The following is a 16,863-nucleotide window of genomic DNA, read 5'->3' as shown; positions in this document are numbered from 1 at the left end:
TCGCCAGTATTCAGCTATATGTTGAGTACCACAGGAACCTACACCTCTCAAGTTTAGCGACTACGTACGTAGTACTGCCGGTTGCGACGCTCTTACCCAGCCGCCTAGAATCGCCGGGTTTCCTGGCCATAACAATAAGGATCTGCCATGTCGAATCATCCCCCTCCCCTGCTCGGCTTAGCGCGCCTGCTCGACGCCATCAATGCCGGCTTTGGCAAGGCCTGCGCCTGGCTCACCCTGTTTCTGGTTGTCGGCACCGCGACCGTGGTGGTGTTGCGCTATGGCTTCGGCATTGGCGCCACCGCGCTACAGGAAGCCGTGCTCTACGCCCACGCCCTGGTGTTCATGGGCGCCGCCGCCTGGGTGTTGCAGCGCAACGGCCATGTTCGCGTGGATATTTTCTACCAGAAGTTCAGCGGCCGCCGCCAAGCCCTGGTGGAGATCTTTGGCAACCTGCTGTTTCTCCTGCCGGTGTGCCTGTTCCTCGGCTGGAGCAGCTGGGATTACGTGGGCAACTCCTGGGCAACTCTGGAAGGCTCGAGCGAATCGGGCGGTCTGAAGTTCGTTTATCTACAGAAGAGCATCATCCTGGTGCTGATCATCAGCCTGGTGCTGCAAGGAATCTCCGACTTGATCAAATCCGTCTACATCTTCGCCGGTCGCCTGCCTGCGCCGGAGGTGAAGCATGGTTGAGTTAATGGCGATCCTGCTGTTCATCTGTATCTGCGCGGCCTTGATGGCCGGCTACCCGGTGGCCTTCACCCTCGGCGGCGTGTCCCTGCTGTTTGCCGGCATCGGCATGCTCACCGGCACCTTCGATGGCGGTTACCTGAACGCCCTGCCCAACCGTCTGTTCGGCATCATGAACAACCAGACCATGCTGGCGGTGCCGCTGTTCGTGTTCATGGGGGTGATGCTGGAGAAATCGCGTGTCGCCGAAGACCTGCTGGAATCCATGTCGCGGCTGTTCGGCACCCTGCGCGGCGGCCTGGCGATTTCCGTATGCGTGGTCGGTGCACTGCTCGCCGCCAGTACCGGCATCGTCGGCGCCACCGTGGTGACCATGGGCCTGCTGGCCCTGCCGACCATGCTGCGGCGCGGTTACGACCCGGCCATCGCCACCGGCACCCTGGCGGCCACCGGCACCCTGGGGCAGATCATTCCGCCATCGATCGTGCTGGTCCTGCTGGGTGACGTGATGTCCAGCGCCTATCAGCAGGCGCAGTTGAAGATGGGCATCTTCTCGCCGAAAACCGTCTCGGTCGGCGACCTGTTCGTCGGCGCGCTGGTGCCCGGCCTGCTGCTGGTCGGCCTGTATATCCTCTACATCATCGGCGTGGCGATCTTCCAGCCGAAGAAGCTGCCGGCGCTGCCACAGGAAGAACTCGGCCCGATCGAATGGGGCAAGCTGATCAACGCCCTGGTGCCGCCACTGCTGCTGATCGGCGCGGTGCTCGGTTCGATCCTCGCCGGTTACGCCACCCCGACCGAAGCGGCCGCCCTCGGGGCCCTCGGCGCCATGGCGCTGGCCTTCTACAAGGGCAAGCTGAACTTCGGCCAGTTGCGTGAAGTGGCCTATGGCACCACCGAGATCAGCGCCATGGTGTTCCTGATCCTGATTGGCGCCTCGCTGTTCTCCCTGGTGTTCCGCGGCTTCGGCGGCGAGGTCATGATCGAGGACATCTTCGCCCAACTGCCAGGCGGGGTACTCGGCGCCTTCTTCCTGGTGATGCTGGTGATCTTCCTGCTCGGCTTCATCCTCGACTTCATCGAGATCACCTTCGTGGTGGTGCCGATTGTCGGCCCGGTATTGCTGGCCATGGGGCTGGATCCGGTCTGGCTCGGCGTGATGATCGCGCTGAACCTGCAGACCTCCTTCCTCACCCCACCGTTCGGCTTCGCCCTGTTCTACCTGCGCGGCGTCACCCCCAGTTCGGTGCCCACCAGCACCATCTACAAGGGCGTACTGCCGTTCATCCTTCTGCAGATACTGATGCTGGTGATCGCCTACATCTTCCCCAGCCTGATTACCTGGCTGCCGGAACAGGTATACGGCAAGTAACGCTTCGAACGCCCCTGCGTCTTCATCGCGCAGGGGCATCCTCCAACGCTATTCGCTGCGCCGTGGCTACCACGGCCGGCAAAGCCTTGCCCGTCAATCGTGCACGCCGGGCAGCGCTGCGGCTCGCCCTGGCGTGTTGCATGAGAGCCACCTGCGCTATCGGCCCTTTCAACTGGGGCCCATAAACATCGCCCCTAAGCTGTCGAGGTCTCCTATGTCGCTCACGCTTACCACGCTCGCCGCCTCTTCTCGCACCCTTGCCCGGCTCGATGCCCGCTGCATCGCCCGTATGACCTCAAGCCCGGGTCTCGGCGCAACGCCACCCTAATTACGCCCGCTCCGCCGTCCACCGAACTGCTTTGGCGCCCATTGGCGTGACGGCGGGAGTGCGCCTACGAATTCGGTCCGTACCTATACGCGCCGATGCAACACCCATAAAAACACTGGAGAGAACCACAATGAAAAGAACCTCCCTCGCACTGGCTGTCGCCGCCGGCACACTCGGTGTGTCTTTGGCCGCTCAGGCTGAATTCCTCAAAGACAGCAAAGCCAGCCTCGAAGCGCGCAACTTCTATTTCAACCGCGATTTCCGCGAAGGTGCCGGTCAGGCCAAGTCGGAAGAATGGGCGCAGGGCTTCCTGCTGCGCCTGGAGTCCGGTTACACCGAGGGCACCGTGGGCTTCGGCGTCGATGCGCTGGGCACTTTCGGCTTCAAGCTGGACTCCGGTGACGGCACCGCCGGCAGCGGCCTGCTGGTTCCCGACCGATCTTCGGGCGGCTCCCAAGACAACTACGGCGACCTCGGCCTCGCCGCCAAGGCCAAGGTCTCCGAAACCGTGCTCAAAGTCGGCGCGCTGCAGCTGAAGAATATGGCCATCGGTTCCAGCGACAGCCGCCTGTTACCCCAGGTGTTTCGCGGCGGCCAGTTGGTTTCCAAGGATGTTGCCGGGCTGACACTCGATGCCGGGTACCTGGACGAGGTCAACAACCGCGACTCCGGCGATTACCAAGACCTCAGCCTGAACACCTACGCACTTAGCGGCATCACGTTCAGCGATCCCAACCAAAGCAACGAGTTCGTCTTCGCCGGCGGCACCTACGCATTCAGCGACAGCCTCAGCGGCGGTTACTACTACAGCAACCTCGAGGACCTCTATAAGCAACACTCCTTCAACCTGGTGCATGTGTTGCCGCTGGGCGACAAGCAGTCGCTGAAGACCGACCTGCGCTACGCCCGCTCCACCGACGACGGCCACAGCAACATCGACAACAAGGCCTTCGGCGCCATGGTCACCTATGCCCTGAGCGGCCACAGCTTGGGCCTCGGCTACCAGAAGATGAGCGGCGATACCGGCGCGGCCTACGTCAACGGTACCGATCCATTCCTGGTCAACTACGTGCAGATCGGCAACTTCGCGGCCAAGGACGAGACCTCCTGGCAGGCGCGTTACGACTTCAACTTCGCCTCCATCGGCATCCCCGGCCTGACCTTCATGACCCGCTACCTGAGCGGCGACAACATCGACCGTGGCACCGCCTCGGACGGCAAGGAGTGGGAGCGCGACATGGACCTCGCCTACGTGATCCAGGAAGGCCCGCTGAAGAACCTCGGCCTGAAATGGCGTAACGCCATGGTGCGCAACAACTTCGGTCGCGACATGGACGAGAACCGCCTGATCGTCAGCTACACCTTGTCGCTGTTCTAGTCGCGGCCCCGCCTGCGGGGTTACAGGCCGGGCAGTTGCATCCTGCCCGGCCCGTTTTCACTGTGCGCACACGGCTACGCCTTCTGCAGCTCAGCTCGCCCGAGTTGTTTCCCTGCCGCCATGCTTGCTCACGGGGCACAAAAAAAATAACGCCTTGAGGAACGACCGCATGCCTAAACCACTTAAAGCTGCCCTGCTGTCCTATCTGCTTCTGGGGGCAATCAATGCCCGTGCCGAGCTGCCTCCGGACTATCGAATCATTCTACTGACCGCAAATTTCCCCCCCTTCAATATGGCCAAGGGCGGCAAGAATTTCGCCCGTGGCGACGAGGTTCAGGGTATCGCGACCGATACCGTGCGCGAGGTGTTCAAACGCGCTGGCATCGATTACAGCCTGACCCTGCGCACGCCCTGGAACCGGGTCTACGAACAGACCTTGGCGCTACCCGATCACGGACTGCTCGGCGTCGCCCGCAGCGAAAAGAACAGCGCGCAGTTCAAATGGGTCGGCCCGCTTGCCCATTATGAGAGCGTGCTGCTCGCGGCACCCGGCAGCGCCCTCAAGTTCGAAAACCTGGCCCAGGCCAAGGGCTATCGGGTGGGGGCCTACAAGAACGGTGGCGTCAGCCAGTATCTGGAGAGCCAGAAGCTGGCCGTGATCGACAGCCTACAAGACGAGGAGAACCTGCGAAAATTGCTCAGTGGCCGAATAGAGTTGTGGGCCACCTCGGACCCAGTCTGGCGCACCTATGCCAAGGAGGAAGACGTCACCGGATTGCAAACCGTGTTGAGCTTTCGCAGCGAAAAAATCTATCTGGCGCTGAACAAGAAAACCGCCGACGAAGTCGTCGACCGTTTGCAGAAGGCCATGGACGAAGTCATCGCCGAAGGCTACGACGGCTGCAGCAAGACCCCGGATCTGTGCTACCTGATTCGCGACCGGGGCACCCCATAGCCCTGGCGGGTACTTTTCAACGGCCTGCTATAACAGCTCCTGCCGGGGCCACGCCACAACGGCCCGGGACGCGATCAGATCACCGGCACGACACACATCCGGCGGGCTGTCGCTGCGCCCCGAACGGATCGCCGCCCCGCCCACTCTTCAAAAGCTGCCTGCAACACATAATCGGGCCAGCACCCCACGTCCGGGCGGGATCGATTCTGGCAAAGCGCAGCCTTTATGCCCGCTGCGGTCAGTTGAAACCGAACCAGAATTTATCGCCGTTGTAACTGAAGACGATGCCGTCACGGGCGATCTGCTGCAGTTTCAACTGCGCGCCCAGTTGGTCGCCTTCGCGCAACGTGCGGCCACTCACCCGGATAAAGCGTGCGGCCGGATCGCTCGAATAGATGTGTGCAGTGAATGCCATCTCGCGCATTTGCTTCTGCATATCCGCAGGCAGGGTCTTCCAATGGTTGACCCCGCTGAGGCCTTCCTCAGGCGGCGCCTCACCTCTCACCGGCAATGCTTCACGGACCACTGGCGGCTCTGGCCGTGCGCTCCAGGGTTGTTGCACAGGCGCGGTCACAACACCGCGACTGACTGGCATATCGAGCACCACCCGTGGGCTCTCGCGCACGCCCGGGGCCGGTGCCGACGCGGCTGCAAGGCTGGGCTCGGTGGCGTCATCGAGACGAATCCTCACCCCGGCCATGTCCTGCAGCGCGGGTAAGCCGGGGGCTTGTTCCAACGGTTCGGGCGGAGCCAGTGGTGTGGAGTTCTGGGGGATTGCTGGCAGAGTGGCCGGCTCGGTGATTGGCGCGCTGGCGGCAGGCGTCTCCTGCACGCTGCTCGGCGCCGTGTCGAACAGCATCCAGGCCAGGCTCAGCAGCAGGGCCACCAAAGCGGCCAGGGCCAGCCACTTCCACAGGGGATCGGTCCACTTGCGCGACTGCACCTTGCCGAACTCCGGCTGCGAGTCGATGTGCGGGATCTCACCGCGGTTGCGCTGGCTTTCGGAATGTTTGAGGGCGTTGAGAATGTACGACATGGACTCACTCCCCCTCCGGCTCGGAGGCCGTCAGCTGAGGAATATCCGTATCGGTCAGACTGCTGAGCTGGATCAGGGTCTGCGGTCCGACCACGGCATCGGTCACCAGTTGGTAATGATGCTGGAAGGCCAGGACTTGCAGTTGCAGTTCCTGATCGTAGTACTCGCCGTGGGTTGCCGTGGGAGTACGCCCCTGCAACCAGGCCAACTGCGTATCCAGCCAAGGCACCAGGGCGCTGCGCGCCTCCGGACGCAGCGGCACCTGGTAGCCGGGCGGCATGCGCCAGAGCACCAGTTGATTCTGCTGCAGCCAGCTACGCAGTTCGGCCAATTCGACGGTACGCACCTCGCCCGCGATATTCAGGCGCGCCAGCCCCGCGCGCGGTTCGACGCCGATCAGGGTGGCAAAGAACGATTGTCTGGCAGCATTGAACAGGTTGATCACCGCCGGCAGGTTCAATTTGAGCAACTCATCGAGATCGACCGGCTGCAGCAGGCAGCCCAGCTTGTGCAAACGAGCGAATTGGCAGACCACCGGCGCACCGGTCGGGTTGTACTCGATCCCCCAGAGCTGGAACAACGCCTGATAGGCCAAGGGCTCGGTCGCGCCCAGATCGGTGCCGTCCGGCCATTGCCAGTTGGCCGGGCTGGAAGGCGGCTCGCTCGGCGGTGCGGCGACCACAGGTTCCTCGATGAGTATTTCGTCCGCCTCCAGCACCGCCGGTTCGGGCTCAGGTTGTGGCGCTAGCGGCTCCTCGACAGGCACCGACGAGGCCACTGCCGACGCCTGCACCTCGGCTGGCACTGTCGGCAACAGGCTAGCCAACAGCCCGGACCCGCCCGGATACCAGAAGACCACCCCCAGCAGCAGGCCAAGCAAGGCCAAGGACAGCAGCGCCAGGCGCCAGCGCGGTGCCGGCATGGCTTGCTGGCCGCGCACTTCACGCGCGGCCCGCCCCAGCACGCCCCAGTCGACCTTGCCACGGCGCTCGACGAAGGCACCCAGCAGGGCCCGGTCGCAGATGATGTTGACCATCCGCGGCACACCGCCGGTCAACCGATGCAGACGCCAGAGAGCGGCGCGGGTGAACAGCGGTGCCTCACTGCCGCCGACCGCCAGGCGATGACTGACATAGGCGCCCAACTCGGTGCGGGACAGGGCGTTGAGATGGTAACGAGCGGTGATCCGCTGATTGAGCTGGCGCAGCTCCGGACGAGCCAGTTTGTCCAGCAGCTCGGGCTGACCGATCAGGATGATCTGCAACAGCTTCTGGCTGCTGGTTTCCAGGTTGGTCAGCAGGCGAACCTGCTCCAGCACGTCGAGGCTGAGATTCTGTGCCTCGTCGATGATCAGCACGGTATTGACGCCCCTGGCATGCGCCGCCAGCAGGTGGGCATTCAGCGCATCGATGTAACCCTTGATCTGGCTCCGGCTGTGCTGATAGGGGATTTTCAGTTCGTCGCAGATGGCTTCCAGCAACTCGATGATGCTGTATTTCGGGTTGAGGATGAATGCCACTTCGGCCGAGTCGGGCAATTGCTCGAGCAGGCAGCGACAGACCGTGGTCTTGCCCGTACCGACATCGCCGGTCAGCAAGACGAAGCCGCCGTTACAGTTGATGCCATACAACAAACTGGCCAGCGCCTCGCGATGCTGCGCGCTGAGGTAGAGGTAGCGCGGGTCTGGCGCAATGGTGAATGGCAGATCTGAGAAGCCGAAATATTTGCTATACATGGTTCATCGAACCTCGCAAAGCTCAACAAGACTATAGAGTCCCTGACGCCGGTTTCCAGTCCGGATTCGACATGCATCGGTGTAATAGCCTGTCGCCACTCCTTTCGTCGCCTGGCCTGAAAATCGCCAATATTGAAACTACGCTTGTATAGCGTAGTAACGGAAAGGAAGAGTAGTAAGAATAATGTGTACAAGGGGCTTAACAAATGCCTGCCACCGCCCAGCAACTAGTGGAAGAACCACGCCGTGCTCTGCTTTTCGATCTGTCCAACGACGAACGGTTATCCTCCAACCTGCATGTAACCGACTGGGTCTTCGACCGCATCACCTCGTCGAGCAACAACCTGGCTCTGCTCAAGCAGCGCCCCTACAGCGTGGGGGTCGCCTTCCTGCCCAGCAGTCTCTCGGAGGAACAGCGCGAACAGGTCGAAACCTTGCTCAACACCGACGAGCATCTTTCCTGGGTCGCCCTTACCAACCCGGCCAACCTTGAGAAAGCGGAATTCCGCCAACTGATCTACGAGCATTTCTACGATTATTTTTCCCTGCCGCTCGACGACAGTACCCATCTCAAGTGCGCCCTCGGTCACCTGCATGGCATGGCCCAACTGCGGCACACGGAAAACAGCCTGCTGCTGCCGATCGAAGAGTTTCACATGGTTGGCGGCAGCAAGCAGTTTCTCGGCATCTTCGACCAGATCCGCCGGGTCGCCACGGTCGATGCACCGGTGCTGATTCGCGGTGAAACCGGCGTGGGCAAGGAAATGATCGCCCGCGCCGTGCACCAGCGTTCGCGCCATCGCGGTGGCCCGTTCGTCGCGGTGAACTGCGGCGCCCTGCCGGAAACCCTGATCCATGCCGAATTGTTCGGCTACGAAAAAGGCGCGTTCACCGGTGCCTACAAGCGCAAGATCGGGCGCATCGAATCGGCGCAGAATGGCACCATCTTTCTCGACGAGATCGGCGACCTGCCACAGCAGCTGCAGGTCTATCTGCTGCGATTTCTCGAACAGAAGACCATCGAGCGCCTCGGCGGCAACCAGAGCCTGACCAGCAACGCCCGGGTAATCGCCGCGACCCACGTCGACCTGGAACAGGCGGTGAGCGAGGGGCGTTTTCGCGAAGACCTCTACTATCGCCTGAACGTGCTCAGCATCGAGGTGCCGCGCCTGGCGCAACGCAACAGCGACATCGAATTGCTGGCGCGCTTCTTCCTGCACAAGTTCGCCAAGGAACAGGGCAGCGTGGTGCGCGGATTTACCCGCCAGGCGGTCGCGGCCATGCAGAACTACGACTGGCCAGGCAATGTTCGCGAACTGATCAACCGGATCCGGCGTGCCCTGGTGATGAGCGAGAACCGCATGATCACCCCGCGGGACCTGGGCCTGGCCGAAAGCGACGCAAGGGTCGAGATCGAACCGCTGGAACAGGTCCGGGCGCACGCCGAGGAAGTGGCGGTACGCAGTTGCCTGAGCCAGTCCATGAACAATGTCTCGCATGCCGCCAAGCTGCTCGGCGTATCCCGTGTCACCCTGTACCGGATGATGGATAAATACGGCATCCGCTGAGAGCACTGTAACCAGAACTGAACAATAGGCGTGGGCAGCACTCCACGCCACAAACATAACCAGTTGATTAATAAAGAATAATCAAACATGGCTGGCTTTTTGCAATCTTCTCCCCATGCAGGGAGGAACCGCCATGTACGATCATGGGCAACCCGCGACCGACCACCAAGCACCGCAGAATGACTGCAAGGATGACTACGACCCGACACCGTCGGACCAGGACATTGGCCCGACCGCTTTCCCTATGTTCGCCGATCCGCCCTTCATTACCTGGCAAATCCTGCACCGCAAGCATGACGTATTCCAACGGGTCCATCCCAGCGTCCAGCCGCTGATCCTGTTATGGGACGAGGTCGACGACAGCGAGATGCTGTCCTAATTCATAATGGCACTGCGCCACAGTTCCTCTCCAGCCATTCCCCCACCGATAAACGGTCGATTTCGCCCCCTCTCCCCGCGCTACTCCTTCGCACCCTCTGCGGCAGACCTTTCGACCTTGATCCGGAAAAGTTCCATATCGTTTTTCAACCAATTCGTCCCGCCTTTATTCCTCAACTGTATAAAAAATGAGCAATTGCCATGCTAGATTTCGCCCCCATTACACATGTACAGAAAATAAACAGCTGTAAATGCGTATATGAAACTGGAAATACCCCGCTGCTTTGGCAGTTAACAGTGAGGTTTTGAAGATCGGCCAGTGAGCGTTACAGCTTGGGTGTGATCGAGGGGCTTAAACCAGGTAGCTCGCTACCCCGTGTCATCGCGATACAGAAAGCTCCTCTCCCGACAAAGGCATAACCAGGGCAACCTGGCGACGCAAAGTCACGGGCCCCCCAGCGGGTCGCCGGACTGCCGAAGGAGAATCTCCCTCACAGCCGTGAAGAGGATCTTTTCTGACTCGATTCAGGAGAGACCCATGCGCTTGTCCACGCGTTACGCCACACCTTTGCTCTGCGTTCTGGCCCTCAATGCCGGTATCGCCTTCGCCGCACCGCCGGCCGACGCGACCCGCATCGCCCATCCCGACATCCGTACCCTGCCGGCCGCCCGCGAGGCCGCCAGCAGCAACACCACGGAACTGCTCGGCCTGCACAAGCGCCTGCAGAAAGCCGCGACCAGCGAGCGGGCACAACTGCGTGAGCAACTGATCGGCAAGGCCGAACAGCGCCGCCAGCTGTTGCTCGAGTTGGCCCAGAGCCATCCCGAGGAAGTGCTGCGCGTCGCCATTCCGGAAGACAAGCAGAAGGGCATGCCGGCCGAGGTAGCGGCCAAGCTGGAGCAGCGCCTGGAACTGGATGGCGAGCTGCAGGTGGTCTACGAGGACTACGAGGACGGCTCGCACAAGCTGCGTCACTTCCTCAAGACCTCCTTCGGCGAGCGCTTCGAGTTGCGCCTGGCCAAGGCCCAGCGCGAATGGCGCAGCGGCCTGAGCGTGCGCGCCCAGGGCGTGCTGCTGGAACATACCGAGGGCGCCAGCGCGCCGATCCAGGGCGACCTGGTGGTCAACGACGACGACAGCGGCCTGCTCCTGCTCGCCGATGGCACGACCAGCAGCACCAGCACCGGCGAACTGGCCTACGACCTGCCCAACACCCTGGGCGCCCAGCGCACCCTGGCGATCCTGGTCAACTTCCAGGACAAGCCGAGCGAGAAACCCTGGACCACCACCCAGGCCAACAGCCTGATGTTCGGTAGCGGCGGTGTCAGCGGGTTCTTCAAGGAAAACTCCAGCCAGCAGACCTGGCTGAGCGGCAGCGTCGCCGGCTGGTACACCATTCCGGTCAACAGCACCGTGTGCGACGGCTTCGCCATCGAGAAATCCGCCAAATCGGCGGCCCAGGCAGCAGGCTTCAACCTGGCCAACTACGAGCGTTTCGTCTACATCTTCCCGAAGAACGCCTGCGGCTACAGTGGCATGGGCCAGGTCGGCGCCGCGCCCTCGAGCACCTGGATCAACGGCAGCATGATCCTGCGCACCGTCGCCCATGAGATGGGCCACAACCTCGGCCTGCACCATGCCCATGCCCTGGACTGCGGCGACACCACCCTGGGCAGCAGCTGCACCAGCCAGGAATACGGCGACACCCTGGACATCATGGGTTACTCCGGCACCGTCGGCCATTTCAACGGCTTCAACAAGGAACGCCTGGGCTGGCTGGCCAGCAGCAATATCATCAACGTCGCCAGTGGCGGCAGCTTCTACCTGAAGCCAGCTTCAACCCAGACCAACAGCGGCAAGGTGCTGAAGATCGCCAACGGCCTGGATAGCAGCGGCCAGCCCCGCTACTACTACGTCGAATACCGCCAGCCAACCGGCTTCGATGCGCAAATTACCGACCGCGGCGTGGTCGACCCGAACAACGTGTTCAAGGGCGTGGCCGTGCGCCAGGCCAGCCCGAGCAACGGCAACAGCGGCCAACTGCTGGACATGACCGCCGGCAGCAACTTCGTCGACATGAAGGACGCCGCCCTGGTCGGCGGGCGCAGTTTCAGCGGCAGCGGCATGACCCTGACCACCCAGTGGACCGATGCCAGCCAGGCCCTGGTCACTGTCGACTTCGGTGGCGGCGGCAGCACCACAACCTGCACCCGCAGCGCGCCTGTCGTCAGCGTCAGCCCGGGGCAAAGCACCTGGCTCGCGGCCGGCAGCAGCTATACCTTCACGGTCAGCGTGACCAACAAAGACAGCAGTGGCTGCACCAGCAGCAGCTTCAGCCTGAGCCCGGTCAAACCCAGCGGCTGGACCGCCAGCCTGGCCAGCACCAGCCTCAGCCTGGCTCCGGGCGCCAGCGCCAGCACCTCGCTGAAGGTCACCTCGCCGAGCACCGCCGCCGATGGTTTCTACAGCGTCGGCAGCAGCGCCACGGCCAACACCCGCACCGCCAGCGGCACTGCCAGCTTCGTGATCGACAACCCCACCAGCAGCACCAACCGGGCGCCCAAGGCCCTGAGCGACAGCGCGCTGCTCACCAGCCTGACCGCGGTGAACATCGCCGTACTGGCCAACGACAGCGACCCGGACGGCGACGCCCTGAAAATCGTCGCCTTCACCCAGGGCGGCAAGGGCAAAGTCAGCCTGAACAGCAACGGCACCCTGCAGTACAGCCCGGCCAGGTCGCTGAAGAGCACCGACCAGTTCAGCTACACCATCAGCGACGGCAAGGCCAGCGCCAGCACGACGGTGAGCATCAGCCTGAAGCGCTAGCAGAAGACCGAGGCCGTAGATAAAAAGAAAAAGGCGCGTGGCCCAGCCCCGCGCCTTTTCTATGATTCCCCCGGCCGGGCCCGGCTCCCCTGTAGCAGCGGATTCATCCGCGATAGGGACTTCCGGCCGGCACAGCTGTCGCAGCTAAAGCCCCTCCCACAAGAGCACCACCACACAAGTGAAGTGGCCTAATGATTCCGGACACACCTGAAGGACGGTACGCTACCGCCGCATGAGAAATGCCAGACAAAAAAGCGCAGGGCCATGCCCTGCGCTTTTCGTTTTGCGATGCCCGGGTCATCCCTGACGCCGGGCGGTTTACCACTTAGAACGAGTTATCGTTCGGCAGGTCGCAACCCAGGTTGTTATCGGCATCCAGTTCCGACGCCAACGCCAGGATGGTTCCCCGGTCTTTGGTGGCCAGCGCCGCATTGACCTCGGCGATGATCTCCGCCTCGGTCCACGGGAACTCCACATCCGGGTGGGCGGCGTTGAGCAACGAGGCCACTGCGGCGCGCAACAGGATCTGCGCAGCCCCGGCCAGGTTTTTGCCACCACCGTAGTTCAGCGCTTCCAGCAGGCTGTCGTCACCCAGGTGGGCCAGCACTCCATTCGGCAGACTGAATACCGAGTCCACGGTCTGGTTCGGGCTGTAAGCTACCCAACTGCCGGTGCTGTTCTTCCAGAAGCCCGGGGTGCAGCCTTCGAACTCTGGAGGCGGCGGTGGCACTTCACAGGTGGCATTGGCAGTGGCCGAGACCGGCGAGCTTTCCACGGCATCGCTGGCGCTGGCCACCACGGTGTTGGTGTGGAGGCCGGCCAACAGCGGTGTATAGCTACCGTTGTAGTTGGCCGAAGCCCCCGGAGCCAGATCACCGAGGTTGAAGGTCACGTCGTCCGAAGGATCGGCTGGCGTACCGTTGTCATCCAACACGATAACGCCGAGCAGCGCCACGTTACCGTTGTTGGTCACCGTGCCATCGAACAGGATCGCCTCACCGAAGGCTGCGGCGTCCGTGCACTGCTTGGTGACATCGATAGCCGCCAACACCTGGGCGTCGCAAGATGCCTGGGCGATGGCCTGGACCGCAGTCTGGGTCACCACATCGGTAGCCGAAGCGATCACCACATCGGTAGAGCTGGAGCCACTGGCAGCGAAGCTACCGTTGTATGGCGCCGATGCTCCAGGAGCCAGGCTGATCGGACCGAGCACGATGACGTCATCGCCAGGCACACCCGGCGTACCGCTGTCGTCCACCACTGTGACGTTCTCCAGCGCCACGTTACCGGTGTTGCTCACCGAGCCGCCGAACAACACATCGATACCGGTACCACCGGCATTGATGCTCGCCGTGCAGATCTTGTCCACCGCAATCGCCGCCAACACGTCGGCTTGGCAAGTGGCCTGGGCGACGGCCTGCACCGCAGTCTGGGTCACCACATCGGTAGCCGAGGCGACGACTACGTCGGTAGAGATGGCGCCACTGGCACCGAAACCACCGCTGTATGGCGCCGATGCCCCGGGAGCCAGGGTGATCGGGCCGAGCACGGTGACGTCATCGCCAGGATCGGCCGGCGTACCGTTGTCGTCCACCACCGTGACGTTTTCCAGCGCCACGTTACCGGTGTTGCTCACCGAGCCGCTGAACAGCACATCGATACCGGTACCACCGGCATTGATGTTGGCCGCACAGATCTTGTCCACCGCAATCGCCGGTTGCACATCGGCTGCGCAAGTGGCCTGGGCGCTGGCATCGACCGGAGTCTGGGTCAGTGCATCGCTACCCGAAGCGGTCACTACATCGGTTGAGCTGGCGCCATTGCCAGCGAAGCTGCCGTTGTAAGGCACCGATTCCCCTGGAGCCAGGCTGATCGGCCCGAGCACGATGACATCGTCGCCCGGATCACCCGGTGTGCCGCTGTCGTCCGTCACCACAACATTTTCCAGGACCACGTTACCGGTGTTGCTCACCGAGCCGCTGAACAGCACATCGATACCGGTACCATCGGCGTTGATCTCCGCGGTGCAGAGCTTGTCCACTTCGATCGCCGGCAATACATCCGCCGCGCAAGTGGCCTGGGCGCTAGCCTCAACCGGCTCACCGCTCAACACATCGACAGCGGTCACGGTGACATTGTCGGTCGAGCTGTTCGTGCCAAGAACGCCGAAACCACCGTTGTACGGCAGTGATTCACCGACATCGAGGGTCACAGGACCGAGCACGGTCACGTCATCGGCAGGATCGGCCGTACCCTGGTCGTCCACCACGATGACATCTTCCAGTGCCACGTTGCCGCTGTTGGTCACCGTACCGTTGAACAGTACGTCGATGCCCGTGCCACCCTCATTGACATTGGCGGTGCAGACCTTATCCACCGTCAAGGCCGGCTCGAGATCCGGCGAACAACTGGCCTCGGCCGTAGCGCTCACGCTGGTGCCGTTGCGATGGCCCTCGGCGGTCACCGTATCGGTAGCCGGAATGGCGGTGGTGCTGTAGCTGCCGTTGTACGGCTGCGACTCACCTGCGGCCAGGTCGGCTGGACCGAACACCACCACGTCGTCGCTGGTGTCGTCCGGGGTGCCCATGTCGTCGGTCACAGTAACATCGTGCAGGTCCAGGCCGCCGTTGTTGGTCACCACACCCTCGAAGTCGACCAGGATGCTGTTGCCGCCGTCTTCGGTATCCACCGCGGCGACGCACTCCTTGGTCACCTCAATGGCACAGAGGTCGAAGTCACCCAGCACGAAGTCCTTCAACTGCGCGGTTTCCGAACGCGAGGAACGGGTCTCGGCGAGGAAGCTGCTGAAGCAGGGCACTTCGCCCCCGAGCAGCTTCGACACGTTGATGCCACCCTCGAAGAAGCTCTCCGGAGGAATCCCGGCGAAGCCGTTCTTCGGCGTGTAGTCCCAGGCCGGCTCGCCGCCCAGGTTGGCGACGTTGGTAATGGCGCAGGCGAGCTTGTCGCCCGAACCATCGCACAAGGCGCTGTCGGAGCTGAAGATCTCGTCCAGGTTGTCCGCCACGTTGTCATTGTCCGCGTCCAGCGGATCCCATTCGTAGACCTTGATCTCCGGTACCGCGTTGGCGCCCTGGGGATACTCCACCAGGACCAGCAGGTCACCGCGCTGGTCGCCGTCACGGCCGACGTGCTCGCCTTCGAAGGTGCCGTTCGGTCCGAGGCCGACAGCGTCCTGGAAGAACCAGAAGCCGGCGAAGGCATCGCCGTTGTTGGCGAAGCGATCGAGGCCGAAGTAAATAATCAGGTCGCCCTCCTCATGCACCGTCGTGCCCGCCCCTACCGGCACCGTATAGGCGGCCGCATAGGCATTGGTGATGTCGTCCTTGTCCGGCACGTTGCCATCGGTATAGCGCCACTCGGTTACGTCGTTGATGTCCTTGGAGCCACCCTGGGTGAAGATGGTCACCGGCGCCAGGTCGGCGAGAATGCCGGTGAAGGCGCTCGAGCTGCCCGGCAGGCCATCCCAGTCATCGCCACCGCCGGCGACGTCAACCGTGTTGCCATCCAGTTCGAAGAGTCCTGGCGGGTCGCCATCCACGGCATAAATCGCCGTGGTCGTGACTCCCGCCGCCAATGCCGCCGCCAGCAAACAGCGCGGCAAGGCTCGTAGAAGATTGCGCGTGTGCATAACCATGCTCCCTCGCCCTTGCTCTGCACTCCCTGCGGCCAAGAGACGTTGAGACCTTTAGCGCTTGCCAGCCAGGCTTCCAGGCCCGGCTTGAACCCGTGTCATACGAGCCCACCGACAGCGAAAGGTGTATTTAGCATCGGTTCCGAACGACGACAGAGCTGTCAGGGATACCGAACCGGAGACCGCGGGGCCCCCTCGGCCAATAGGCAAACAAGTACCATGCCATAACTGTAATAGGCTGATTTACCTGAATTTTATGTAGCAGATTGAAGGTCGCCCCAGATCGCCACCCCGGCCTTGAGCGACGGAAGACGGCAGTTGTCCAGCGGCTGATACAGCCTCTTCCCTGTGCGGACTGAGAAATCCGCTCCAGCCCATGCGCCATGCGGGTTGAAGCAAATAATGGCTGCTGGCCACATTTGTCACGGACGTGCAACCAAGCGTGGCAGCGGCTGCAGGGCAAGCGCTGGCCGATTCGGCCTACCCAGCCGAAACCCCCGGTCTAGAGCCAATAAGCCATAATGCAGGGCTTCGGTGCAATATCTCGCCAGAGACACATCTGGGCATGTTTCTTATACCCGGCCTGTATAGCGAACATACAGCCACCGTGGTACAGGCTCGTCGCCTTAACCGCCAACCAGAAATTGAACAGCGACTGTTCACCCATGAAATCGCCTGGCGGGAAATCTGTTTTGCTTTGCATACAACCGCAACACAGCAAGCGCCCCTGCCGATAAAGGCAAAACCCGAGTACGAGGGGAAGACGCGACACCGCAAGCCCTGGTGGCGCTGCGATGCTTGCTCGGCAACGGCAAAGCCGCCGTGCATCGGCATAGGAGGCGGCCTTCATAGGCCGCTCCCCTGCCACACCACCCGGCATGCGGGTCCGCACCGGGCGGTTCGAGAGATTGAGGTTATGAGAGACGTACTAATCCCAGCCTGTC

Annotated in this window: 10 protein-coding genes and 1 riboswitch; of the genes, 7 read left to right on the top strand and 3 right to left on the bottom strand. The window is 62.3% G+C overall.

What is annotated here, in order from left to right:
• Nucleotides 1-147: 147 nt before the first annotated feature.
• From G9C89_RS12535 to G9C89_RS12520, 4 genes are all read left to right on the top strand, one after another.
• Nucleotides 148-693, top strand: a complete 546-nt coding sequence (locus G9C89_RS12535; protein ID WP_172148385.1) for a TRAP transporter small permease subunit — start codon at nt 148-150, stop codon at nt 691-693.
• Complete coding sequence (locus tag G9C89_RS12530) at nt 686-2,062, top strand: TRAP transporter large permease (protein WP_172148383.1); 1,377 nt, start codon at nt 686-688, stop codon at nt 2,060-2,062. The genes G9C89_RS12535 and G9C89_RS12530 overlap by 8 nt, the downstream gene beginning before the upstream one ends.
• 458 nt (nt 2,063-2,520) lie before the next feature.
• Nucleotides 2,521-3,768 carry an OprD family porin gene (locus tag G9C89_RS12525; protein ID WP_172148381.1) on the top strand — a complete coding sequence of 416 codons (1,248 nt, stop codon included), beginning with the start codon at nt 2,521-2,523 and terminating at the stop codon, nt 3,766-3,768.
• Nucleotides 3,769-3,937: 169 nt separating this feature from the next.
• A complete protein-coding gene (locus G9C89_RS12520; RefSeq protein ID WP_172148379.1) occupies nt 3,938-4,723 on the top strand; it encodes a substrate-binding periplasmic protein in 786 nt (261 codons plus the stop codon).
• A 238-nt stretch (nt 4,724-4,961) separates the two neighbouring features.
• Here the strand turns inward: G9C89_RS12520 and G9C89_RS12515 are convergent, their stop codons facing one another.
• On the bottom strand, nt 4,962-5,759 hold the full coding sequence (locus tag G9C89_RS12515) for a general secretion pathway protein GspB (protein ID WP_172148377.1): 798 nt from the start codon (nt 5,757-5,759) through the stop codon (nt 4,962-4,964).
• Nucleotides 5,760-5,763: 4 nt separating this feature from the next.
• On the bottom strand, nt 5,764-7,494 hold the full coding sequence (locus G9C89_RS12510; protein ID WP_172148375.1) for an ExeA family protein: 1,731 nt from the start codon (nt 7,492-7,494) through the stop codon (nt 5,764-5,766).
• A gap of 206 nt (nt 7,495-7,700) precedes the next feature.
• On the opposite strand from G9C89_RS12510, the gene G9C89_RS12505 reads away from it, so the two are divergent.
• From G9C89_RS12505 to G9C89_RS12495, 3 genes are all read left to right on the top strand, one after another.
• The gene (locus tag G9C89_RS12505) at nt 7,701-9,062 is read left to right on the top strand and encodes a sigma-54 dependent transcriptional regulator (RefSeq protein ID WP_172148373.1); all 1,362 of its coding nucleotides are present in this window, start codon (nt 7,701-7,703) and stop codon (nt 9,060-9,062) included.
• A 133-nt stretch (nt 9,063-9,195) separates the two neighbouring features.
• Nucleotides 9,196-9,441 carry a hypothetical protein gene (locus G9C89_RS12500; protein ID WP_172148364.1) on the top strand — a complete coding sequence of 82 codons (246 nt, stop codon included), beginning with the start codon at nt 9,196-9,198 and terminating at the stop codon, nt 9,439-9,441.
• Between the two features lie 402 nt (nt 9,442-9,843).
• A riboswitch (cyclic di-GMP riboswitch) is annotated at nt 9,844-9,919 on the top strand.
• A 59-nt stretch (nt 9,920-9,978) separates the two neighbouring features.
• Nucleotides 9,979-12,267: an Ig-like domain-containing protein gene (locus G9C89_RS12495; RefSeq protein ID WP_172148362.1), complete on the top strand. Its 2,289-nt coding sequence runs from the start codon at nt 9,979-9,981 to the stop codon at nt 12,265-12,267.
• Between the two features lie 325 nt (nt 12,268-12,592).
• Here the strand turns inward: G9C89_RS12495 and G9C89_RS12490 are convergent, their stop codons facing one another.
• A complete protein-coding gene (locus G9C89_RS12490) occupies nt 12,593-15,916 on the bottom strand; it encodes a DUF7507 domain-containing protein (RefSeq protein ID WP_172148360.1) in 3,324 nt (1,107 codons plus the stop codon).
• Nucleotides 15,917-16,863 lie beyond the last annotated feature (947 nt).

The organism is Pseudomonas tumuqii (assembly GCF_013184545.1).
Lineage (GTDB): Bacteria > Pseudomonadota > Gammaproteobacteria > Pseudomonadales > Pseudomonadaceae > Aquipseudomonas > Aquipseudomonas tumuqii.
Note: the sequence above shows the minus strand (reverse complement) of the source record. Positions and strands in the feature narration are given on the sequence as shown.

What these genes read in the sequence shown, in the direction of transcription:
- G9C89_RS12535 (WP_172148385.1), top strand. Translation starts at nt 148, where the DNA reads ATGTCGAATCATCCCCCTCCCCTGCTCGGCTTAGCGCGCCTGCTCGAC.
- G9C89_RS12530 (WP_172148383.1), top strand. Translation starts at nt 686, where the DNA reads ATGGTTGAGTTAATGGCGATCCTGCTGTTCATCTGTATCTGCGCGGCC.
- G9C89_RS12525 (WP_172148381.1), top strand. Translation starts at nt 2,521, where the DNA reads ATGAAAAGAACCTCCCTCGCACTGGCTGTCGCCGCCGGCACACTCGGT.
- G9C89_RS12520 (WP_172148379.1), top strand. Translation starts at nt 3,938, where the DNA reads ATGCCTAAACCACTTAAAGCTGCCCTGCTGTCCTATCTGCTTCTGGGG.
- G9C89_RS12515 (WP_172148377.1), bottom strand. Translation starts at nt 5,759, where the DNA reads ATGTCGTACATTCTCAACGCCCTCAAACATTCCGAAAGCCAGCGCAAC.
- G9C89_RS12510 (WP_172148375.1), bottom strand. Translation starts at nt 7,494, where the DNA reads ATGTATAGCAAATATTTCGGCTTCTCAGATCTGCCATTCACCATTGCG.
- G9C89_RS12505 (WP_172148373.1), top strand. Translation starts at nt 7,701, where the DNA reads ATGCCTGCCACCGCCCAGCAACTAGTGGAAGAACCACGCCGTGCTCTG.
- G9C89_RS12500 (WP_172148364.1), top strand. Translation starts at nt 9,196, where the DNA reads ATGTACGATCATGGGCAACCCGCGACCGACCACCAAGCACCGCAGAAT.
- G9C89_RS12495 (WP_172148362.1), top strand. Translation starts at nt 9,979, where the DNA reads ATGCGCTTGTCCACGCGTTACGCCACACCTTTGCTCTGCGTTCTGGCC.
- G9C89_RS12490 (WP_172148360.1), bottom strand. Translation starts at nt 15,916, where the DNA reads ATGCACACGCGCAATCTTCTACGAGCCTTGCCGCGCTGTTTGCTGGCG.